The sequence below is a fragment of the Ruminococcoides sp. genome (assembly GCF_057037865.1).
On sequence record NZ_DBLZMS010000001.1, the window covers coordinates 52,573 to 75,523 of the forward strand.

Below are 22,951 nucleotides of genomic sequence, written 5' to 3' on the forward strand. Positions count from 1 at the left end.
TGCGAAATACATAAAAAATAAGTTTAAGCACGAAGTATTTGTTTCTATTAACAGAGAAGATACTCTGAATATAATTCATTCAGAAAATATTGATTTGTTGATTATTGACATTGTGCTTAAAGATGACAACGGAATTTTACTTGCGGAAGATATTCAAAAAATTCAGCCAAATATAAAAACTATTTTCATAACCGGCTACGGCAATGTTTATTATGAAAATATTTACGAGCATATTACTCCACAGGGATTTCTTGAAAAACCGATTCAGTACAACATTCTGAACTTTTTCATTAAACAGGCTGAAAATGAATATAAGAAAAAGACGGCAAAGCTTAAAATTTCTTATGACTTCAAAGAATATCTTATTACTGTTGACGATATTCTGTACATACAGAGTTCTAAAAGAGTTTGTGAAATTATCACCAATGACAAAACCTATCGTTGCTACAAAAAACTTTCTGATTTTCTAAAGGAGTTGCCCGAATATTTCGTAAGATGCCACCAGAGCTATATTGTAAATACCAAATACATTGCCTCTTATCAATCAGGGCAATTTACTTTGACAAACGGAGCTATTATTCCGATAAGCGATTCTTATGCTAAAGATGCAAAAAATTTATATCTTATGAATTTCGGAGGATAAACAATGTTACTTGCTTTTGCTACTATATTAGACTTAATTACAACTGCTACTTTTATTCAGTATCCACTGCAACTGCTTACTTTAAAAAAGGATAAACCTATTTATAAAATTATAATTGGAATGTTCTTTGTTTTTACCATGGTTATTTCTTTTCTATCCAGAATAAACGAGGAATTTAACGCTAATCCGTTTAAACCTATTATCTTATTCGGAGTGATTGCCATAACATTTTTCACTTGTTTCAGCGATAAAATCTCTCAGAAAACAATAGCCTATGTTCTGTTCCTTGCTTCAATGTGTATAACAGAGCTTTCGGTTATGGCGTTATTTACTTTTATGGGATTTTCATTGCGTGACGATAAAGTTGCAAATGTACTCAGCAATGTTGTAGCTATTCTTGTTCTTTGGATTTTACTTTTAATATGCAAAAAAATTTTTGATAAAAATCTTAAGCACAAAAATTATTCATCAAGAATGTGGCAATTTGATATTATCATTGTTTCACAGCTTATGTGCAGTTCGGCAATTGCCATTTCTGTATATAACAATAACAATTTTGAACTGACAAGTGCAAATATTATACTTTGGATTTTTGTCCTTGCAACAATCATATGTATGGTTATATGTGACATTGCACTTTACAAAGTTTTGCTTGTAAATTCTGAAAATCACGATTTGAAAGAAGCACTCGAACTTTCTAATTTAAAGAACGAACTCGAACTTGAATACTACAACAAAATGAAAGTAAGTATTGCCGAAACAAGAAAAATGAATCACGATATCAGTAATATGATTACAGTTGTAAAAGCTATGGTCAACGATAACAGTGATAATAATAGCGAGCGAGCAAATGCAATTATCCAAGATTTGACCGAAACTCTTGAGAACAACAAAATCAGAAAATTCTGTGACAACGAATTGGTCAACATCATTATGATTAACAAATATGGCACCATAAAAGCAAATCATATTGAATTTTCTAGCAACTTAAATATTCCGAATAACATCAATATTAAAAATACAGACCTCTGCAGATTGTTTACCAACATAATTGACAACGCAATAGAGTCTTGTGTTAGCTCTAACGATAAAAACAAAGTATTTATTATTCTTTCATCGCAAATTAAAGATAATAACTTTGTAGTAAAATGCATCAATTACTGCGACCATAATATTACCGATAACATTGATAATTTACAATCCACAAAGCCAAATCATAAAGGACTTGGTATTGAAATCCTAAAAAATATTACAGAATCATATTCAGGCGATTTCACAGTAAGTTGTGAAGATAATACTTTCACTACAATAGCATTGTTAAAAATCTGATTATTACAAACAGCACCCACATCATTACGATATGAGTGCTGTTTTGTTGTGACTAAAAGTTTTTTATGCTATAATAAAATCATCTTTTAAACCCATTAACGATAGCTTGAATTGGTAAATTATAATTCTCTCATTGAATTATAACAAGCGAAAATCCACTTTGCACCCCCTACTCAAAAACTATCGTTATACGGTTGATTTTGAAAGTAGTCTGCACCACCTTAACTGACTACTATTTGACTACTTTTGGAAAATCTAATATGCCACATTTTGCCTTGATTTGCGTGTTTAGAGGAAATTTCAAAAGTGATACTCATTCCTGTTATACTCAATTCACCCTTGCAAATCACGGCATATTACGGCAAATCGGGAGGAATTTTAATATGATAAGGATAATGTTTGTGTGCCATGGGAATATTTGTCGGTCGCCTATGGCGGAGTTTATATTTAGGGACATGGTTAAGAAGGGCGAGATTGCTGACAGGTTTGTGATTAAATCATCTGCTACGAGTACGGAGGAGATATGGAACGGGATTGGGAATCCTGTTTATCCGCCGGCTAAGCGTGAGCTTGCAAAACACGGAATCGGTTGTGACGGCAAGAGGGCTGTTCAGCTCAAAAAATCCGACTATGACAAGTACGATTATTTCATCTGCATGGACTCTAATAATATCAGAAACACTATGCGAATTTTCGGCGATGACAAAGACGGAAAGGTTTGCAAGATGATGAGCTTTGCAGGTATGAATCGTGATGTATCGGATCCGTGGTACAGCGGTGATTTTGAGCAGGCATACAATGATATTTACAGCGGATGCAAAGGACTTTTTGAAAAATTTAAAGGCAAAGCTTAATTTTGTTGTTAATATGCACAAAGATTTTTGATCGTATATGTGCAAAATCTAAAACACATTTAATTGACACAATAAATAAACGATGTTAAAATTGTGACAGGTTGTCATATGACTGCCTGTCACATTTATTTTGGAGGATTTTTTATGATTAAAAACACCTTTTATAATCTTCCCGAAGAAAAGCGTCAGAGAATCACGGACGCAATATTCAATGAATTTGCCGGTTCGTCGGGAGAGAGAGTCAGCATAAACAATATTATAAAGAACGCAAACATTTCGAGAGGCAGTTTTTATCAGTACTTTGACGATAAGGTTGACCTTGTGGAGGTTATGACACGCTCATTTATTGACTTTTCGCTTAAAAAAGCCACAGAGGTTATCTCTCGCACTCACGGCGACATATTTGTAACTTATGATTTGCTTTTTGAAATTCTATGCGAATGTTCAAAGGATGCAAAACAAAGTATCATTATGAAGAATCTCATCAAAAATATAAAGGCAAATGACAGTCTTGTTTCGGAATATTTTATCAACCGTTTCAAGGGCGTTGCAGAGCTTGTCAGCGTTACAAACAATTTTGACAGAAGTAACCTTAAATATACTTCAGATGAAGATGTGAAGTGTCTTTCACAGATTCTCACTCAGGTGCTGAAGAATGCCGTGTTCAATGTTTTTGTAATAGGAAAACCTTTTGACGAGGTTCACAGGGAGTATCACAGAAAACTTGAAATTATCAAAACAGGTGCAATTGCAGATTAAGTTTAATATTCACGCAACCGGTTGCGACCGATTTCAACAGAAAATGTAAACCTAAGTTGGTAGAAATTGCATTTAATATGAAATATACTCATAGATAAAAGCACAAACAAAGGAGTAATCAATGTTATCTAAAATCAGCGTAAAAAAACCGATGACGGTATTGGTTGCGGTTGTACTTGTTCTGGTTCTCGGTATAGTGTCATTTTTTAAGATGACGCCCGACCTTTTACCGAATATGGACTTTCCCTATGCCGTTATCATGACCACCTACGCAGGTCAGACGCCCGAGGCGGTTGAAACAACGGTTTCAAAGCCTCTTGAACAGTCGATGTCGGCAATTGACGGTGTTAAGGAGATCACCTCTACCTCATCGGACAACTATTCTCTTTTGATGATTGAATTTGAGGACGGCACAAATATGGACAGCGCAACTGTTGATATGCGTTCAAGCCTTGACACAATCAAGGGCAATTGGCCTGACGGAGTCGGAACACCGTACCTCATCAAAATCAATCCGAACATCCTCCCCGTTGCAATGACGGCGGTTGACTTTGAAGGCAAGTCGCAGACAGAGCTTTCGGATTATGTCACAAACGAACTTTTGAATGAACTTGAAGGCATTGACGGGGTTGCCTCTGTTTCTGACAAGGGCATTGTTACGGAACAGGAAAATGTCGTACTTTCACAGGATAAGCTTGACAAGCTTAATAAGAAGATTTCCGCTGCGCTCGATAATCAATTCGGTGATGCGGAGGACAAAATTGCCAAAGCTAAAAAGGAATTGCAGGATAATATCGGCAAAGCCAAGGACGGTCAGGGTACTGTTTCATCTTCAATTGAGCAAATCAACTCACAGCAAGAGGCTGTTTCAAAACAGCTTGCCGATGCACAGAACAAGGCTGAAAGCGGTAAAACACAGCTTTTGTCGGCAAAGATGCAGTTGCTTGACCGAAAGGCAAGCCTCACTTCAACAAAGACATTGCTCGAAACCGCTTATCAGGGTTTGCTTGAACTGAAAACTACCTATGATGAGCTGACTTCCGAGCAGTCACAGCTTACGCAAAAACTTGAACAGCTTTCAAAATTCAACGAACAGTATCAGGAAATTGTTCGGAAAATGAATGATGCACTGCCCGACAGCGAGGAATACAAGGCACTTCAACAGCAGATTGACGAGATTAACAAGGTGCTTGAGCCTTACGGAATCAAAGCTCCCGATATTGCAAAAACAATGCAGACAGTTCAGAATTCCATTAACAAAAGTGCAGAGGCTCTTCAAAATGTTGAAAACTCACTTAAAAAGCTCGGAACTTCGGGAGATGCAATCAATTCTGCATTAAGCGAAATGTCGGAGAAAATCTCAGAAATCAACTCGGGTATTGCACAGCTTGATAACGCAATTTCGGGACTTGACGACAAGTCGGTTTCGGTTGATTCCGCTCTTGCCCTCATTTCACAACAACAGTCAAGTGCGGACTTCAAAATGTCCTCTGCCATGTCAACTCTCACTTCAAAACAGAGTGAACTCAACAGCGCACTTACACAGCTTTCAAGTGCAGAAAAACAGATTGAAACATCCGAAAAAGAACTTGCAGATAAAAAGAAAGAGGCAAAAAGCAAGGCTGATGTGAGCAACACAGTCACACTTGATACCATTTCTTCAATTCTAACGGCACAAAACTTTTCAATGCCGGCAGGCTATGTTACCGATGACGATAACAATAAATTTATGGTTCGTGTCGGCGACAAGGTGAATGATGAAAAAGAGATGAAGTCGCTTGTGCTTTTTGACACAGGAATTGACGGAATAGGAGTTATTCATCTTGAAGATGTTGCAGATGTTTTTGTTGCCGATAATTCCGACGAAACCTTTGCAAGAATCAACGGCAACCCCGGTATTGTATTGAGCTTTTCAAAGTCAAGTAACACAGCGTCTTCTACCGTTTGCGAAAATATTAACGCAAAGCTTGATTCGCTTTCAAAAGAGGTTGACGGACTTCACTTTACAAACCTTTATAATGAAGGCGACTACATTAATCTTGTAATCAACAGCGTTTTGCAGAACCTCCTTATGGGTGCGGTTCTTGCAATTATCATACTTTTCCTATTTCTCAGAGATATCAAACCGACGCTCATTGTTGCCTGCTCAATTCCGATAAGCGTTGTGTTTGCAATCGTTCTTATGTATTTCAGCGGCGTAACACTCAATATGATTTCGCTGTCAGGACTTGCGATAGGAGTCGGTATGCTTGTTGACAACTCGGTTGTTGTTATCGAAAATATCTACCGACTGAGAAGCATGGGCGTTTCGCCGATTAAGGCGGCACTTAACGGTGCAAGACAGGTTGCCGGCGCAATTACAGCGTCAACTCTCACCACAGTATGCGTGTTCCTGCCGATTGTATTTGTTGAAGGCATCACCCGTCAGCTGTTTGTTGACCTTGCACTCACGGTTACATATTCACTTCTTGCAAGCCTTATTGTTGCGCTGACGCTTGTTCCGGCCATGGGACAGAGAATACTCCGCAAGATGAAACCTAATTCCGCTCCGAAGGACGGAAAAATCAAAAAGGCATACGAACGCTCACTTCGTTTCGTATTAAAGCACAAAGTTCCTGCAATTCTCGTTGCAGTTGCACTTCTCTTTACAAGTGCAGTTCTTTGTCTGATGAGAGGTTTCAGCTTTATGCCCGATATGAGCAGTACACAGATTCAGGTATCATTGAAGCTTGACGATAACGCAACCTTTGAGGAAACAGTTAAAGAGGGCGAAAAGCTCAACGATTTGCTTTCAAAATATGACCAGTTTGAAACCGTAGGCGTTATGGCGGGAAACTCGTCAAGCCTTATGGGACTTACAGGCGGTTCATCGTCAAATGATGCCGGCTCACTTATGGCATATGCCGTTCTCAAGGATGATTTTACAAAACAGAGCGGTGAGATTTCAAAGAAGATTGAAAAGGATCTTGAAAGCCTTGACGGTGAGGCTGCCGTAAGCGGCGGCACTTCAAGTTCAATGTCAAGCCTTATGGGTGACGGTTCCGTTCAGATTACGCTCTACGGTGACGATCTTGACACACTCAAAAGCACTGCCGAGGATATCGGCAAGACACTTGAAAAGGTTAAAGGCGTTGCATCGGTTGACAACGGCATCGGTGCTGTTTCTCCCGAAATCAAGGTTACTGTTGACAAGTCAAAAGCCGCTGAAAAGGGACTTACCGTTGCACAGGTTTATCAGCAGGTTGCCGCTGCAATTTCAACAGAAAAAACCGCTGCCACTCTTACGAATGATGACGGCAATGATATGAATGTTGTGGTTGTAAAGGACGACAGCGAAACCGTTACTCCGAAAAATCTCCGTGACCTCGACATAACTTATACGGATAAGAGCGGTAACGAAAAGACAGTTAAACTCTCCTCTGTTTCGGATATTTCAAAGTCGGAAACTATGGATAAAATCAGCCGTGAAAATCAAAAGCGTTATCTTACAATCAGCGCCGAAGTCAAGGACGGCTACACGCTTACATCTGTTTCAAACAATGTAAAATCCGCAATGAACGATTACAAGCTCCCGAACAGCTGTTCAATCGACTATGCAGGTACAGACAAAATGACAATGGAGGCAGTTTCACAGCTTATGCTTATGCTGTTGCTCGGCATTATTCTCATCTACCTCATTATGGTTGCACAGTTCCAGAGCCTAAAATCACCGTTCATTATTATGTTTACAATTCCGCTTGCATTTACGGGAGGTTTCCTCGCACTTTTAATCACAGGATTTGACATCAGCGTTGTATCGCTTGTCGGTTTTGTAATGCTCTGCGGTATCATTGTAAACAACGGTATCGTACTTGTTGACTACATCAACAAACTTCGTATTGACGGCAAAGAAAGAATTGAGTCAATTGTTGAGGCAGGTAAAACCCGTATGCGTCCTATCCTCATAACCGCACTCACAACCGTTCTCGGTCTTGTTGTTATGGCTCTCGGCATAGGCACAGGTGCAGAAATGATGCAGCCTATCGCAATTGTCTGCATCGGCGGTTTGCTCTACGCAACATTTATGACGCTCTACATCGTTCCCGTTATTTACGATTTGTTCAATAAAAAGGAACTCAAAAAAGTAAGTGACGAAGACCTTGAATTTATTGACGAATAAAACATACTAATAAAACACACCCCCGACTTAACCGTTTGGCACAGTCGGGGGTGTTGTTTTTTGAATATCAGGTCAGTCCTTTATAATATCGGCACATTGACCGTTTGTAAGACGGATTAAATCTTCTGGTTTTAAATCAATTTGATAACCGATTTTTCCTGCACTGACAATGATTTTCGGAATTGACTCTGCTGTAATGTGGAAGGTTGTCTTGAACTGCTTTTTCATTCCGAGAGGTGAACAGCCTCCACGCACATAACCCGTGACCTTTGTAATGTCCTTTACGGGAATCATTTCAACCGACTTTTCACCTACGCTCTTTGCACATTTTTTAAGGTCAAGCTCATGGTCAACAGGAACTACGAAAACATAATAATCTCTGCCCATGCCCTTTGTTACAAGAGTTTTGAAAACATAATCGGGATTTTGATTCATAAGCGTTGCAACCGTTACTCCGTCAACGGCATCCTTGCCGTGGGGATATTCATGGTGAGTATATTCAACCTTTTCTTTGTCTAAAATTCTCATTACATTTGTCTTGATTTCTTTCATAAATACACAATCCTCCATGCATATTGCCATCTTGTTATTACCCTCACATAATACAACTTTTCGCATCGGATTTCAACCTTGATTTATTTGCAATTTTATTAAAATAATGTCAGAATAAATTCAGAAGTTATTCGAGGTGGAAGATTTCGTACAATCCACACGCCGATGGCTTGACAAAGGGAAACCTTGAGAGATGCAGGAGAGTTATACGCCTGCCGAATAACCGTAGCTTTGAAAGCCGCTCCGAATTTTTTCGGGACGGCTTTCTTCTGTTTTACAGACTAAAATATCGCTGTTTTACCCACAACACGCAAGATAATAAGCAAGTCAGTAAGCAAGACAGTAAGTAAGATAATAAGCAAGTTAATTTTTTAAACACCGTATTATGCGGTGTTTTTTCTTTTATCGCAAATTAATGCTGTAAAACCACTCGCAAATGCGGTCACAGGGAAGAAAATGATAAAAAACTGGGCAAACTTTAATGTATGTTGATTGCTTTTTTTAAATAATTGTGCTACAATCTAGGAATAGAATAAACAAAATAGTGTATTCTTCAAAAATATTTTTATGCATTTTTTAACAAAGGAGGATAACAATGGCAAAAGATATGCTGGACGCCATTTACAATGCCGAAGAGGATTGCAGACAGCGTGAGGCAAATGCACGAGCAGAATCAGCAGAAAGGGTTGAACAGACAAAGGCAGATGCCAAACAGGTTGTGCTTTCGGCAAAGGAAAAGGCACAAAAGGATGCCGATATGCTTTTTGAAAAGACTGCGAAAGAGAGCAAAAAAGAGCTTGAGAAAGCCTCTGAAAAGGCAAATCTTGAGTGCGACATTCTCTCTCGGACTGCAGACAAAAACCGCAAGCGTGTTATTGACGGGGCTATACAAAGGCTCTCTCTTTAAAACGGTTGCAATGAAAGAAGCGTGGTGATAGAAATTGGCAAAACTTAAAATGAAGTCGGTTCGGATTATTGCCCTAAGACAGGACAGAAAGCGACTTCTTGAACATTTGCAGGATTCGGGTTTGGTTCAGATTGAAAAGACCGAAACCTGCAGAAAAGGTTTCGGCAAGATTGATATGACCTCACAAATTCAGATTTTCGAGCGGAATGTTACTCTCAGTGAAAACGCTCTGAAAATTCTCGACAGCAACTCTCCCGAAAAGAAAAGTATGCTTTCCGCATTTTGCGGACGGCGGGAGATTGATCCCGATGAAATCGGAGTTATCGCATCAAATGCAGGCGAAGTTATTGATGTGTGCAACAGAATTTGTGAGCTTAACAAACAGATTGCCGATAATGCGGCGGAACGGATTCGCATAAAAACCGCTCTTGCACAGCTTGAGCCGTGGAAGAATCTTGACATTCCGCTTAATGCAAAGGACACAAAAACAACGGCTGTTTTCATAGGCTCAATTCAAAAGGAGTACAACGAGATATCGCTTTCAAAGGCACTTGCCGAGGCTTCTCCGAAGCTTGAATTTGATTTTGAAATTCAATTTGCAAACGAGGTGCTTACCTGTATTGTACTTTTTGCACCGATTGCCCAAAAGGAGCTTGCAGAAAATGCTCTGCGTGATATCGGTTTTGCAAAACCTGTTACAAACTCAAGCCTTACCCCTTTGGCGGAATCAAAAAAGCTTGTTGAAAGAAGTCACAAGCTTGAAGATGATACGGAAAACGCAAAAAAGGAAATCATTTCCTTTGCAGACAGACGAAAAGATATTAAAGATACACAGGATTATTTCAGAATCAGAGCCGATAAATACAGCGTAATCGGTGAACTTCAGCATTCACGGAATGTTTTTGTTATTTCGGGTTATATTCCCGAGGAGGACTGTGAAAAGCTTGAAAGGCTTTGCGAAAGAGTTTCTGTATGCTATGTTGAATTCGGCGATGTTGACGAGGAAAAAGCTCCTGTAAAGCTAAAGAACAGTCGCTTTGCAGCACCGGCAGAGAGCATTGTAAATATGTACTCTCCCCCATCGCATGACGATATTGATCCAACACCGTTGCTTGCATTCTTCTTCTACTTTTTCTTTGGAATGATGTTCTCGGACGCAGGCTACGGACTGTTAATGGTAATAGGAACAGGACTTGCAATAAAGCTGTTCAAGCCTGACAAAGAAATGCGAAACACCTTGAAGCTGTTCCAATATTGCGGTGTTTCAACATTTTTCTGGGGACTTGTTTTTGCAAGCTTCTTCGGAGATGCCCCCGCAACCCTTTACAACTACTTTACGGGTGCAGACATTACGATGAAACAAATCTTCCCGTGGCCGACAATTGACCCGCAAAAGGACGCACTTATGCTGATGATTATTTCAATAGCATTCGGTCTTGTACACATTCTTGTCGGTATGGGCTGCAAATTCTATGTTTGCCTCAGGCAGAAGGATTACGGCGGAGCGTTCTTTGACACGGGACTTTGGATGCTTATGCTTATCGGATTTGCCGTTTTGGCGGCAGGTATGGCATTCGGTCAGACACTCGTCTATGTCGGAGCAGGCATTGCGATTTTCTGCGCAATCGGTCTTGTTCTCACACAGGGCAGAAACAAAAAGGGATTCGGCAAAGTCATCGGCGGACTTGCCTCTCTCTATGACATCACAGGTTACATCAGTGACCTTCTGAGCTATTCAAGACTTCTTGCTCTCGGACTTACAACGGGAGTTATGGCTCAGGTGTTCAATATGCTTTCGACCATGTTCGGAAAGAGCTGGTTCGGAATTATCTTACTCATTATCGTGTTCATCATCGGACACGCAATCAACATCGGACTCAACGCACTCGGTTCATATGTTCACACAATGCGACTTCAGTATGTTGAAATGTTCGGAAAATTCTATGAGGGCGGCGGCAAACAGTTTAAGCCGTTCAAGCTCAACAGTAAATATATTAAAATTCAGGAGGACAAATCAAAATGAATGGAATATTTTTCGCACTTTTAGGCGCATCAATAGCAACAGCACTTGCAGGCGTAGGTTCTGCTCGAGGTGTAGGCTCTGCCGCACAGGCAGCTATGGGAGTTCTTTCCGAGGACTCATCAAAATTCGGTAAAATGCTCGTTCTCACACTTCTCCCGGGTACTCAGGGACTTTACGGATTTATCGTAGGCTTCCTTATTCTCGTAAGCGGCGGCGTTCTCGGCGGCACAGCTCCGACAATCGGACAGGGACTTGCATACTTTGCAGCATCGCTTGCTATCGGCATCGGCGGTATGATTTCAGGTTTTGCACAGGGCAAGGCAGCCGTTTCGGGTATTGCACTTAGCGCAAAGGACGATTCAAACTTCTCAAAGGCTATGGTTTCCGTAACTCTCGTTGAGATTTACGCTCTCCTTTCATTCATCGTTTCACTTCTCGTTGTTATCACAGTTCCAAACCTTAACATCTGATAACCGACTAACGAAAATTACGAAAGAAAGGTGGAATCACTTTGAGCAGCGGTGATAAAATTTTAAATCGCATAAGTCTTGACTGTGACGAAAGAATCAGCCAAATAGGTGCTGAAACCGATGAAAAATGCGCACAGATTATGGCACAGGCAAAGCTTGATGCCGACAAGATTTCTGCCGAAATTGCCGACAGGGCACAGTCAAAGGTCAAGCAGATGCAGGCGGCTTCAAAGAGCCGTTGCGACCTTGAAACACGCAACGCTTTCCTAAAGAGAAGGCGTGAGGAAATTGACAAGACATACAGTGAAATTCTTAATAAAATGAAAAATCTTCCCGATGAAGATTACTTTGAACTGATTTACACATTTGCAAAAAAGTTAAACGGAATGAGCGGTGTTGTGCTTTTGAATGAAAAGGATATGAACCGACTTCCGAAGGATTTTCTTGCAAGGCTTGAAAAATGCGGTGTAAAAGCAGAGCTTTCAAAAACGCCGTGTGACATTGAAAGCGGATTTATTCTTAAATGCGGTGACATTGAAGAAAACATGGACTTCTCGGCAATATTGTCCGAAAAGCGTGACGCTATCGAGGATTTTATAAATCAGGAACTTTTTAAGGCATAGGGAGGAATATGATGGCATTATCTTATGAATTTTCCATCGGCTCCGTCCGTGCTAAAGAAAAAAATCTGTTTACAAACAGCGACATTGAGCATATGCTCGGTTGTGAAAATGTGCATGAGCTTTGCAGATACCTCTCGGACAAGGGTTACGGTGAGGGCGATGACATTGAAGATATATTGAAATCACACAGCGAAAATGTGTGGGAATATCTCAAAAGAACCGCACCCGATTTTGCAATATTCAAACCGTTCTTCTATCTTAACGACCTTCACAACCTTAAAGCTGTTTTAAAGGGAACGCTTTCAAACAGACCGTATTCACAGCTTTTGGTAAAGCCGTGTACTTTCTCAGAAGAAACGCTTAAACAGGCGGTTGAGAACAGAAAGTTTTCACTTTTGGGCGAAGAACTTTCCGCACCTTGTGACAAGGCATATGAAATTCTTGCACACACAGGTGACGCAAGACTCAGCGATGCGGTTCTTGACAGAGCTTTTATGGAGCTTGTTCTGAAAACATCCGAAAAATCCGACAGCGAATTTATGTCCGAATATTTTAAAGCTACAGTATTTTATAATAATGTAAAGACAGCCATAAGAGGTGCAAAAGCCGATTGTGACAGGGATTTTCTTGAAATTGCAATCTGTGATGTGCAGGACTTCCCCCGTTCAAGGGTTATTGAGGCAAGCGTAAAGGGGCTTGAACCAACGCTTGATGTGCTGTCAAAAATCTCGGCATACGGCTGTAACAAGGCTGTTGAAGAGTACAAGGCTTCTCCGTCGGCATTTGAAAAATTTGTTGACAACAGGCTTATGAGCCTTGCAAAAGAAAAATGCAAAAGAAGCGGTGACGGTGCAGACCCGATTACGGGCTATCTGATTGCAAGTGAAACAGAGAAAAAAGTTATTCACATTATTGCAAGCGGAATCCGCACCAAGACAAATTATGAAACCGTAAAAGAAAGGTTGCGTGAAGTTTATGGCTAAAAATATTGCCGTTATCGGCGACAGCGAAAGCATAAAGGGCTTTGCGGCAATCGGCATGGACATTTATCCGTGTGATGACAACGAAAACGCACCGCATCTTTTCAGAAAGATTGCTGACGGTGACAACTATGCGGTAATTTTTATTACCGAGGAAATGTTCGGACTTGTTGAAAAAGAGCGAAAAAGATATGAAGAAAGGCTCATTCCTGCCGTTATTCCTATCCCCGGTGTAAAAGGCAATACGGGAATCGGTATAAAAAGACTGTCGTCATTCGTTGAAAAGGCAGTCGGTTCGGACATTATCTTCAATGATTGAGGTGTAAGAATTTGAAATCTGGAATTATAACTAAGGTAGCAGGTCCTCTGGTAATTGCCGAGGGTATGCGTGATGCCGATATGTTCGATGTTGTGCGTGTAAGCAGTCAGCGACTTATCGGTGAAATAATTGAGATGCACGGTGACAGGGCATCAATTCAGGTATATGAAGAAACTTCGGGACTCGGACCCGGTGAGATTGTTGAATCCACAGGCGCTCCGCTTTCCGTTGAACTCGGTCCGGGACTTATCGGTTCAATTTATGACGGTATTCAGCGACCGCTTAACGAGATTATGAAGGTTGCCGGCACAAACCTCAAAAGAGGTGTTGATGTTCCGTCACTTGATCACAAAAAGAAGTGGCACTTTACTCCCCTTGTTAAAAAGGGTGACACAGTTGCGGCAGGCGACACACTCGGTACTGTTCAGGAAACACACGCTGTTCTCCACAGGATTCTTGTTCCGAACAAAACAGGCGGTGTTGTTGAGAGCATCAGCGAGGGCGATTTTACAATTGACGAAACAGTTGCCGTTCTCAAAACAGACAAGGGCAATGTTGAGATTAATATGTGTACAAAATGGCCTGTTCGTGTGGGCAGACCGTACAAAAGAAAGCTCTCCCCCGACATTCTTCTTACCACAGGTCAAAGACCTATCGACACACTCTTTCCGCTTGCAAAGGGCGGTGTAGCCGCAGTTCCGGGACCGTTCGGTTCGGGCAAAACTGTTGTTCAGCATCAGCTTGCAAAGTGGGCGGCTGCCGATATTATCGTATATATCGGTTGCGGTGAGCGTGGCAACGAGATGACTGATGTTCTTAACGAGTTCCCCGAACTTAAAGACCCACGCACAGGCAACTCTCTTATGGAGAGAACCGTGCTTATTGCAAACACATCCGATATGCCTGTTGCCGCCCGTGAGGCATCTATCTACACAGGCATTACTATTGCCGAGTATTTCCGTGATATGGGTTACACGGTTGCACTTATGGCTGACTCAACATCCCGCTGGGCAGAGGCTCTCCGTGAAATGTCCGGCCGTCTTGAAGAAATGCCGGGTGAAGAAGGTTATCCCGCATACCTCGGCAGCCGACTTGCACAGTTCTATGAAAGAGCAGGCCGTGTTATCGTAAACGGCAGTGAGGACACGGAAGGCGCACTCTCGGTTATCGGTGCTGTATCACCTCCGGGCGGTGATATTTCAGAGCCTGTATCACAGGCAACACTCAGAATTGTTAAGGTATTCTGGGGACTTGACGCAAACCTTGCTTACAAACGACACTTCCCTGCAATTAACTGGCTTACAAGTTATTCGCTTTATACAGACCGACTTGCAGATTGGTTCTCAAAGAATGCCGCTCCCGACTTTATGGAGCTTCGTGGCAAACTTATGACATTATTACAGGAAGAAAGCGAGCTTCAGGAAATTGTAAACCTTGTCGGTATGGACGCACTTTCCGCACCCGACAGACTTAAGCTTGAAACCTCCCGTTCAATCCGTGAGGACTATCTGCACCAAAACGCATTTGACCCGACAGACACATACACATCTCTCGGCAAGCAGGTGCTTATGATGCGAGCAATTCTTGCTTACTATGACAAAGCAAAAGAGGCTCTTGCAAACGGTGCAGACATTGAAATGCTTGTCAATCTTCCTGTCCGTGAACGCATAGGAAGATATAAATATGTACCCGAGGATAAGGTTCGGGACGAGTTCGAGTCAATCAAGGCTCTGCTTGATTCGGAAATTAAGGATGTACTTGAAAGGAGTGAGGACTGATGCCAAAGGAATACCGCACAATACGAGAGGTTGCAGGTCCTCTTATGATGGTAAGTGATGTTGAGGGCGTAACATATGACGAACTCGGCGAAATTGAACTTCCGAACGGTGAAACACGCCGTTGCAAGGTTCTTGAGGTTGACGGCTCAAACGCACTTGTTCAGCTTTTTGAATCAGCCGCAGGCATTAACCTTGCAAATTCAAAGGTAAGATTTTTAGGTCGTTCAATGGAACTTCCCGTATCTCCCGATATGCTTTCACGAGTATTTGATGGTCTTGGAAATCCGATTGACGGCGGTCCTGCTCTTATTCCCGAAAAAAGACTTGACATCAACGGAACACCTATGAACCCTGCTGCAAGAAACTATCCGCAGGAATTTATTCAGACAGGTATTTCAGCAATTGACGGACTTAACACACTTGTTAGAGGACAGAAGCTGCCTATCTTCTCAGCATCGGGTCTGCCCCATGCCCAGCTTGCCGCTCAGATTGCAAGACAGGCGGCTGTAAGAGGCAAGGACGAGCAGTTTGCCGTTGTATTTGCCGCAATGGGTATTACATTTGAAGAATCCGACTACTTTGTTCAGTCGTTTAAAGAAACAGGCGCTATTGACAGAACCGTAATGTTTGTAAACCTTGCAAACGATCCTGCCATTGAGCGTATTGCAACTCCTAAAATGGCACTCACGGCGGCTGAATATCTTGCATTTGACAGAGGAATGCACGTTCTCGTTATTATGACCGACATCACAAACTATGCCGATGCGCTCCGTGAGGTTTCTGCCGCAAGAAAAGAAGTTCCGGGCAGACGAGGCTATCCGGGTTATATGTACACAGACCTTGCAACATTGTATGAAAGAGCCGGCAGACTTAAAGGCAAAGAGGGTTCAATCACTCTTATTCCGATTCTTACAATGCCCGAAGATGACAAGACTCACCCGATTCCTGACCTTACAGGCTACATTACAGAAGGTCAGATTATCCTATCCCGTGAGCTTTACAGAAAGGGAATTACTCCGCCGATTGATGTTCTTCCGTCACTTTCAAGACTTAAAGACAAGGGTATCGGTCCCGACAGAACCCGTAAAGACCACGCCGCAACCATGAACCAGCTTTTTGCCGCTTATGCAAGAGGTAAAGACGCAAGAGAACTTATGATAATTCTCGGTGAGGCGGCTCTTACCGATATGGATAAAAAGTACGCTGAATTTGCCGAGGCATTTGAGCGTGAGTATGTTTCACAGGGTTATGACGCAAACCGTTCAATTGAAGAAACACTTGACATCGGCTGGAAGCTTTTGCATATTCTTCCCAGAAGTGAACTTAAACGAATTAAGGACGATATGCTTGACGAGTTTTACGGTAAAGAATAATCGCATTGAAGGTGTTTGCTAATGGCAGTTATGAATGTTAATCCCACCCGTATGCAGTTGACAAAACTGAGAAAACAGCTTGCAACAGCTACCCGTGGTCATAAAATGTTAAAAAACAAGCGTGACGAACTGATGCGCCGATTTCTTGACCTTGTTAGAGAAAACAAGGAGCTTCGTGAGAAGATTGAAAGAGAGCTTGCAGAGTGCAACAACCACTTTGTGAACGCAAGTGCGGTTATGTCAAAAGAGGCTCTGGACGCCTCATTGATGTCACCGAAGCAGAGAATTGACCTTGAGCTTTCTTCAAAAAATGTTATGAGCGTTGATATTCCGCAGTTTTCATCAAGCACACGAACAAGCAACGAGAGCGATATTTTTCCCTACGGTTTTGCGTTTACTTCGTTTGAACTTGATGATGCGGTTATGTCGCTCAACGAGCTTTTGCCCGACCTGATAAGGCTTGCTGAAATTGAAAAAAGCTGTGAGCTTATGTCGGCAGAAATTGAAAAGACACGCCGCCGTGTTAATTCGCTTGAGCATGTTATGATTCCGAGATATCAGGAAACAATCAAATACATCTCGATGAAACTTGAAGAAAATGACCGCAGCAGTCGTACAAGGCTGATGAAGGTTAAGGATATGCTTCTTGACAAGGCACATCATTATTCGGAACACTATAATTAACTACACAACAATCAAAGGGGCTGTTAAAAAACAGCCCCTTGTTTGTCAAAAAATTCTGTAAAATAAAAAAATCAGTACATCAACTGTACTGATTTAATGGAGCGGATGACGGGGCTCGAACCCGCTACCTCCACCTTGGCAAGGTGGCGCTCTACCAGATGAGCTACATCCGCATATAATGGTGGGAACAACAGGGCTCGAACCTGTGACCCTCTGCTTGTAAGGCAGATGCTCTCCCAGCTGAGCTATGCTCCCACATTTTTATAATCGGAAAGCACTCCCGTTAAGAAGTGCTTTCCGTTTTGGAGGCGACACCCGGATTTGAACCGGGGCGTCAGAGTTTTGCAGACTCGTGCCTTACCACTTGGCTATGTCGCCGAATACTGAGCAATGTCACTCAACAGGCATTATTCTATCATAATAAAATTCATTTGTCAATACTGAATTTGCATTTTAACAACAAAATTTAACGGAAAATTTCTACACTGATATTTTATGCATCAAACAGAAAAATGACACCTCTGTTTTTGATTCCTCATAAAGCCCCGAACCCTCAAAGATGCAATACTCTGAAGGTTCGGGATTTTGGGGTTATCATACTTTTCTTAAAAAGAGAAGAAAACAAGATAAGTATCTTACACGCTCGGCTTTTCAAATGCCGAAAGAATAAGCTTTACACCGTAGATTGACAAAAGGACACCAATCATAAATCCGATTGTCTGTGCGGCAAATATAAGGTGGAAAAATCCGTAGATACCGCCGATTATGACGAGTATTCCGCAGAAAAGCGGAATAAGCCATGCACCTGAGGAAGATGCTTTTTTGACCTTGAGTGACATTGCAACGGACGAGATACCGTCCACTACAAGCCAACCTGAGAAAATGCAGAGAATGATAACATCAAACATAAGTCTTATGCCCGGCATAAACATAGCAAGAATTGAAATTACTGCCGCTGCAATACCGACAACAAGACCGAGTGTTCCCATTATCGCTTCACTCTGTTCAGCCTTTGCCTTTTTGCGTTTTGCAAAGTAGTCAATCACGGAGCATATTCCCCATACTCCGAGAAGAATTGTCACTATCCAACCGGCATTAAGGAAGGTAAGTCCCGGATAGAACATACAATAAATCGCACCGATTATCGACAATATGCCGAAAATACAATTAAATACTTTCATAGTCACCTCATACTTTAATTAGGGTTCAATAATATTGAAATACAGCGGGAATTCGGCAACGCTTGATGTAAGGGTTTTGATGATGTCACTGTTGCCCTCAACCTTTTCAATGCCGGCGTCCATAAGTTTCTGATTGTTCTGTGCAATGCCGAGAATACCTGCACTCTTGGTTTTGATTGTTGCGTCAGCCTTATCGCTCCACTTTTCCTGTGAATAGATAAGCACACCGTGATTTATGCGAAGAAGATATTTTGCGTTTTTATCGGTCACTTCAAGATTGATTACAAGGTTCTGATCTTCAAGCTTCTTTTCGTCAAGACAGATTCCGAGATAATCCAACATTGTTTCGGTACTCATACCGAGAGCTGTTGCACCTGAACCTTCGGAATTCGGATAATTTTTTGTACCGTTACGAAGCTCATAAGCACCTGTAAGATAAGCGTTTCTCCATGCACCGCTTTCAGCCTGATAGCCGAGCTGTTCGAGTGCGTCTGCGCAAAGATAGCGGGCATCTTTATTTTCGGGATCTGCATATACAAGTGTGTTTGTAATCTGTGCAACCCACTGATACTCTCCCTTGTCAAAGTCTTTTTTAGCCATTTCAAGAACCTTGTCTGTATCGCCGAGATACTCAACAAGCTTCTTTGAATATTCTGTCGGTTCAAGCTCATCAAGATGAATGGGGTTTTCGTCATACCAACCCATATACTTCTGATAAACCGCCTTTACATTGTGCTTGAGAGTTCCGTAATACTGACGAGTGTACCAAATCTTGTTGAGTTCATCGGGAAGCTCAATCATATTTGCAATCTCGGTTGAAGTATAGCCCTGATTGATGTACATAAGTGTCTGTGAGAATATGTACTTATAGACAGAGGCTGTGTTTGCCATGTAGTCATTGATTACATCGTTGCCCCAATGAGGCCAGTTGTGAGCCTGGAAAACTACTTCGGCTTTGTCTCCGAAAAGCTCCTTTGCCTCCATAATGTACTGCGCCCACGCATTGCCGTCACGAACCTCTGCGCCTCTGAGTGTGTAGAGATTGTGCATTGTGCCGGAGCAGTTTTCAGCCATCCACAAAGCCTTGTATTTTGGAAGGTAGGTGTTCATCTCGGCAGGCGATTCTGTGTTGGGAGTAAGCTGGAACACCATTTCAACACCGTCAACCTTGATGGTTTCGGTAGCTTTCTTTACCTCATAAGACGGTGAAATGTATGTTGTTGTGCCGCTTGAAGGGGTAAGACCGATACCTACCGACAAACTGCCCTTACCGCCCTTATCAAGCAATGATCCGTACTGAAAGTTGGTTCTGCGTTTCATTGCGTTTCCTGCAAAAACATTTTCTTCCATAACAGCCTTTTCGTAGCCTTCGGGAACGATAATGAGCGTTTTGCCGGACTTAATCTGTTCATCAAGCGGAAGTGATGAATCTGCAACATTCTTTTCGTCAATAAGTCCGCCGATACCGCCGTAGTGGTCAATGTGAGCGTGGCTTACAACAACAGCGGCAATATGCGCCTTGCCGAACTTAGATTCAAGCAGTTCAAGCGCCGCCTTTGCAGTTTCGGAGCTTGTTGTACAGTCAAAAACAATCCAGCCGTTGTCGCTCTTTACAAAGGTTACATTGGCAACATCGTAGCCTCTGACCTGATAAACACCGTCAACAACTTCAAAAAGTCCGTAAAGCGAGTTAAGCTCCGTGTTTCTCCAAAGGCTTGGGTTTGCACTGTCGGGAGTTGACGAGTTTCTGATAAAATCATATGCCGATTGACTCCATGCAACAGTTCCGTTCTCGGTTTTGATTTCGAGTTTGTCGGGTGCTGTTATAAAGCCTTTTTTTGCAAATTCCTTTTCCTGTTCATCGGAAAAGTCAAGTGTCTTATACACCTGTGCGTTTTCGTCAGCTGTATATTTTGACGCATCCTTTACATCGCTGTTGAATTTTGCGGATTTGCTGCTGTCGCTCTGCTGACATCCGCAAAGTGCAGACGAGGCAATCAATGTTGCCGCCAAAGCAAGACAAAGTCCCGTTTTCTTTTTGTTAATCATAGAATATTTCCTCCGTGTTTCTATCCGTCCATGATTTTTTGGTTTAAGCCGAATTATAATAAATAATTGTCATTTAGTCCATACATTTGGCACAAAGTGAAAATTTTTGGCACGAAATGCAAATTAAAGTCACTATTTGCGATATTATGTGATACAATAAGAGTGATAATTATGCAGGAGGTACGGTATGAGGATTGCAATAGTTGATGATTGCGAAAATGAGCGGAATGAACTTTGCAAAAGACTTTCTCAAAGCTCATTTTCAAGGTCATATGATATTGAAATTTGCGAATATAACAGCGGAACGGATTTTCTGAATGAGGCAATGCAGAACAGATTTGACCTTGTTTTTATGGATATATATATGGAAAAGGAAAACGGAATTGATGCGGCACAAAAGCTGAGGAAGTTTGACAAAGATTGTCTGCTTGTTTTCACAACCACATCAACCGACCACGCACTTGAAGGTTTTAGGGTTCGGGCATTGCACTATCTTGTGAAGCCATACAGTGATGAAGAGCTTGATATGTTGCTTGATGAGATTTCGCAGAAAATTTCCGTTGAAGAAAAATACATTGAAATACCCTCTGCAAGTGACTTGTTGCGTATAAAGCTTTGCGACATTTTGTATGCCGAGCATTTTAAGCACTGCATACATATTCATTGTACGGACAAATCCGAAAAGTCTGTGCGCAGTACATTTGCCGAATTTGTAATGCTGTTTGATGACGGGGATAATTTCTTTGTGTGCAACCGAGGAATCATAGTAAATCTTGAACACATCAGGGATATGAACGGCAATGAATTTGTTCTTGACAACGGTGAAAAAATCTCCATAAGTCGAAGTCTTGTAAAAAGCGCAAAAAGCACCTTTGGCGAATATATTTTCGGCAGGAGGGATTTGCATTGACAAATGTTTTCTGTCCGATGATTGAACTCGGTGCAATCATCCCCGGTGTTGTACTTGCATATCTTCCGATAAAAAAACATCTCAAACTATCAAAGCTCAGGCTGTTTCCTGTGATGATTTTATCACTTGTGTGCCTTTGTACATTGTGCGGTTTTGTTTGTTACAGATACAATCTGAAATCGTTTGTGCTTGCAATACCGATAGTGCTTGCCCTTTCGGCAGCATACTGTTGTTCACTCAAAACATCCATGTGGAAATCGGTGAGTGTGTTACTTGCGGTATGCGGAGTGTTTGCTTGCATTGCGAGCATTACACGGGCGGTTGATTCGATAACATTTCCGCAGAACACAACGCCGTGGTTTGAAATTAAATCGGCTGTGCTGTTCAATATTCTATGCTGGATGTTTGTAATTCTTGCATGGTATCCTGCAACACACGGTGTGAGTGAACTGCTCGATGACGAAAACATTGCCCAGACATGGTATGTATTCTGGATTTTACCGATAATATTCATCTTGCTCAACTTTTTTATAATCCCATGGAATCCTAACATTCTCCATACAGGAAGAATTATGCAGGGTTACATTGTTATCAGCGTATCACTTCTTGTGCTGTTGCTCATTTTCTACGCTTTGCTGTATTTTATTGCAAAAAGTCTGAACCGCAATAACAAACTTGCTCAGAAAAATCAATTTTTGAATATGCAGAGGGCACAGTATGACGCATTAAAAGTCGCTATTGAAGAAACCCGTCAGGCACGGCATGATATGCGACATCACTTTGCCGTACTCAATGCTCTTGCCGAGCAAAAGAACTGGGAAGAACTTGAAAAATACCTTTCGTCAGCATCGCAGAATATTCCCGACACAGAGCTTGTACTCTGTAAAAACCACGCTGTTAATGCGATTATCGGACATTATTATTCAAAATACAAGAGCAATGGTATTCCGTTTAAACTAAAAATTGACATTCCCGAAAAGTTGACAGTTTCGGAATCCGATATCTGTCTTGTAATCGCAAATTTGCTTGAAAATGCATTTGAGGCGAGCATGAAGCTTGACAGAGATAAACGGCAGATTAAAATGTATGCCCGTCCGCATTCCGAAAAGATATTGCTTATTTCCGTAGAGAATGCTTTCAACGGAGAGATTACCGAAAAGGACGGATTTTTCGGTTCGTCAAAGCGAAACGGTAACGGTATCGGTACGCAGTCGGTACGCAGAATTGCCGAGAAAGACGGCGGTTATTGCAGATTTTCTCACGAAAACGGAATTTTTACGGCGGATGTTATGCTGCACGGCAAAAACTGAATCGGACATTATAAAAGGGAAGAAACTTTTTTCGGTTTCTTCCCTGTT

At 41.7% G+C, this 22,951-nt stretch carries 19 protein-coding genes and 3 tRNA genes; 16 read left to right on the plus strand and 6 right to left on the minus strand.

Annotation, left to right across the window (positions count from 1 at the left end; genetic code table 11):
- The 5 genes from AC2HW8_RS00240 to AC2HW8_RS00260 form a co-directional block, all read left to right on the plus strand.
- Positions 1-643 (plus strand): LytR/AlgR family response regulator transcription factor (locus tag AC2HW8_RS00240; RefSeq protein ID WP_484326984.1); only part of this gene is annotated, 643 nt, incomplete at its 5' end.
- A 3-nt stretch (positions 644-646) separates the two neighbouring features.
- A complete protein-coding gene (locus tag AC2HW8_RS00245; protein WP_412961905.1) occupies positions 647-1,972 on the plus strand; it encodes a sensor histidine kinase in 1,326 nt (441 codons plus the stop codon).
- A gap of 383 nt (positions 1,973-2,355) precedes the next feature.
- The gene (locus AC2HW8_RS00250; RefSeq protein WP_046432639.1) at positions 2,356-2,826 is read left to right on the plus strand and encodes a low molecular weight protein-tyrosine-phosphatase; all 471 of its coding nucleotides are present in this window, start codon (positions 2,356-2,358) and stop codon (positions 2,824-2,826) included.
- Positions 2,827-2,970: 144 nt separating this feature from the next.
- Positions 2,971-3,585: a TetR/AcrR family transcriptional regulator gene (locus tag AC2HW8_RS00255; protein ID WP_192869336.1), complete on the plus strand. Its 615-nt coding sequence runs from the start codon at positions 2,971-2,973 to the stop codon at positions 3,583-3,585.
- A 121-nt stretch (positions 3,586-3,706) separates the two neighbouring features.
- Positions 3,707-7,744, plus strand: coding sequence for an efflux RND transporter permease subunit (locus AC2HW8_RS00260; RefSeq protein ID WP_484326985.1), 4,038 nt, complete (start codon positions 3,707-3,709; stop codon positions 7,742-7,744).
- Between the two features lie 72 nt (positions 7,745-7,816).
- On the opposite strand, the gene ybaK is transcribed toward AC2HW8_RS00260, so the two are convergent.
- Positions 7,817-8,296, minus strand: coding sequence for a Cys-tRNA(Pro) deacylase (gene ybaK, locus AC2HW8_RS00265; protein WP_046432649.1), 480 nt, complete (start codon positions 8,294-8,296; stop codon positions 7,817-7,819).
- 595 nt (positions 8,297-8,891) lie between these two features.
- Here ybaK and AC2HW8_RS00270 point away from each other — a divergent pair.
- The 9 genes from AC2HW8_RS00270 to AC2HW8_RS00310 are packed head-to-tail and all read left to right on the plus strand — an operon-like array spanning position 8,892 to position 17,453.
- Entirely contained in the window at positions 8,892-9,203 is a 312-nt protein-coding gene (locus AC2HW8_RS00270; protein WP_021883649.1) for a hypothetical protein, read from the plus strand.
- 34 nt (positions 9,204-9,237) lie between these two features.
- Positions 9,238-11,226, plus strand: coding sequence for a V-type ATP synthase subunit I (locus AC2HW8_RS00275; protein WP_302856869.1), 1,989 nt, complete (start codon positions 9,238-9,240; stop codon positions 11,224-11,226).
- Entirely contained in the window at positions 11,223-11,696 is a 474-nt protein-coding gene (locus tag AC2HW8_RS00280; protein ID WP_015523549.1) for a V-type ATP synthase subunit K, read from the plus strand. Before AC2HW8_RS00275 ends, AC2HW8_RS00280 begins: the two co-directional genes overlap by 4 nt.
- 41 nt (positions 11,697-11,737) lie before the next feature.
- Positions 11,738-12,319 (plus strand): V-type ATP synthase subunit E, encoded by a 582-nt coding sequence (locus tag AC2HW8_RS00285; protein ID WP_181971310.1) that lies wholly within the window; start codon positions 11,738-11,740, stop codon positions 12,317-12,319.
- 11 nt (positions 12,320-12,330) lie between these two features.
- Positions 12,331-13,302: a V-type ATPase subunit gene (locus AC2HW8_RS00290; protein WP_484326986.1), complete on the plus strand. Its 972-nt coding sequence runs from the start codon at positions 12,331-12,333 to the stop codon at positions 13,300-13,302.
- Complete coding sequence (locus tag AC2HW8_RS00295; protein WP_015523547.1) at positions 13,295-13,618, plus strand: V-type ATP synthase subunit F; 324 nt, start codon at positions 13,295-13,297, stop codon at positions 13,616-13,618. The genes AC2HW8_RS00290 and AC2HW8_RS00295 overlap by 8 nt, the downstream gene beginning before the upstream one ends.
- Before the next feature lie 11 nt (positions 13,619-13,629).
- Complete coding sequence (locus AC2HW8_RS00300) at positions 13,630-15,396, plus strand: V-type ATP synthase subunit A (protein ID WP_101070273.1); 1,767 nt, start codon at positions 13,630-13,632, stop codon at positions 15,394-15,396.
- Complete coding sequence (locus AC2HW8_RS00305) at positions 15,396-16,769, plus strand: V-type ATP synthase subunit B (protein WP_015523546.1); 1,374 nt, start codon at positions 15,396-15,398, stop codon at positions 16,767-16,769. The genes AC2HW8_RS00300 and AC2HW8_RS00305 overlap by 1 nt, the downstream gene beginning before the upstream one ends.
- Before the next feature lie 21 nt (positions 16,770-16,790).
- Positions 16,791-17,453: a V-type ATP synthase subunit D gene (locus AC2HW8_RS00310; RefSeq protein WP_484326987.1), complete on the plus strand. Its 663-nt coding sequence runs from the start codon at positions 16,791-16,793 to the stop codon at positions 17,451-17,453.
- Positions 17,454-17,550: 97 nt separating this feature from the next.
- Here the strand turns inward: AC2HW8_RS00310 and AC2HW8_RS00315 are convergent.
- From AC2HW8_RS00315 to AC2HW8_RS00335, 5 genes are all read right to left on the minus strand, one after another.
- Positions 17,551-17,626: transfer RNA gene (locus tag AC2HW8_RS00315), tRNA-Gly, on the minus strand.
- Positions 17,627-17,632: 6 nt separating this feature from the next.
- Positions 17,633-17,708 (minus strand) — tRNA-Val (locus AC2HW8_RS00320).
- 48 nt (positions 17,709-17,756) lie between these two features.
- Positions 17,757-17,831, minus strand: a tRNA-Cys gene (locus AC2HW8_RS00325).
- A gap of 257 nt (positions 17,832-18,088) precedes the next feature.
- Complete coding sequence (locus AC2HW8_RS00330) at positions 18,089-18,634, minus strand: DUF308 domain-containing protein (protein ID WP_117951768.1); 546 nt, start codon at positions 18,632-18,634, stop codon at positions 18,089-18,091.
- A gap of 18 nt (positions 18,635-18,652) precedes the next feature.
- Positions 18,653-20,683, minus strand: a complete 2,031-nt coding sequence (locus AC2HW8_RS00335) for an alkyl/aryl-sulfatase (protein ID WP_303793045.1) — start codon at positions 20,681-20,683, stop codon at positions 18,653-18,655.
- A 187-nt stretch (positions 20,684-20,870) separates the two neighbouring features.
- Here AC2HW8_RS00335 and AC2HW8_RS00340 point away from each other — a divergent pair, with 187 nt between their 5' ends.
- Together AC2HW8_RS00340 and AC2HW8_RS00345 are read left to right on the plus strand one after the other, a co-directional pair.
- Complete coding sequence (locus AC2HW8_RS00340; protein WP_117951764.1) at positions 20,871-21,593, plus strand: LytR/AlgR family response regulator transcription factor; 723 nt, start codon at positions 20,871-20,873, stop codon at positions 21,591-21,593.
- Positions 21,590-22,903 (plus strand): GHKL domain-containing protein, encoded by a 1,314-nt coding sequence (locus AC2HW8_RS00345; protein WP_337806404.1) that lies wholly within the window; start codon positions 21,590-21,592, stop codon positions 22,901-22,903. The genes AC2HW8_RS00340 and AC2HW8_RS00345 overlap by 4 nt, the downstream gene beginning before the upstream one ends.
- Positions 22,904-22,951: the final 48 nt, after the last annotated feature.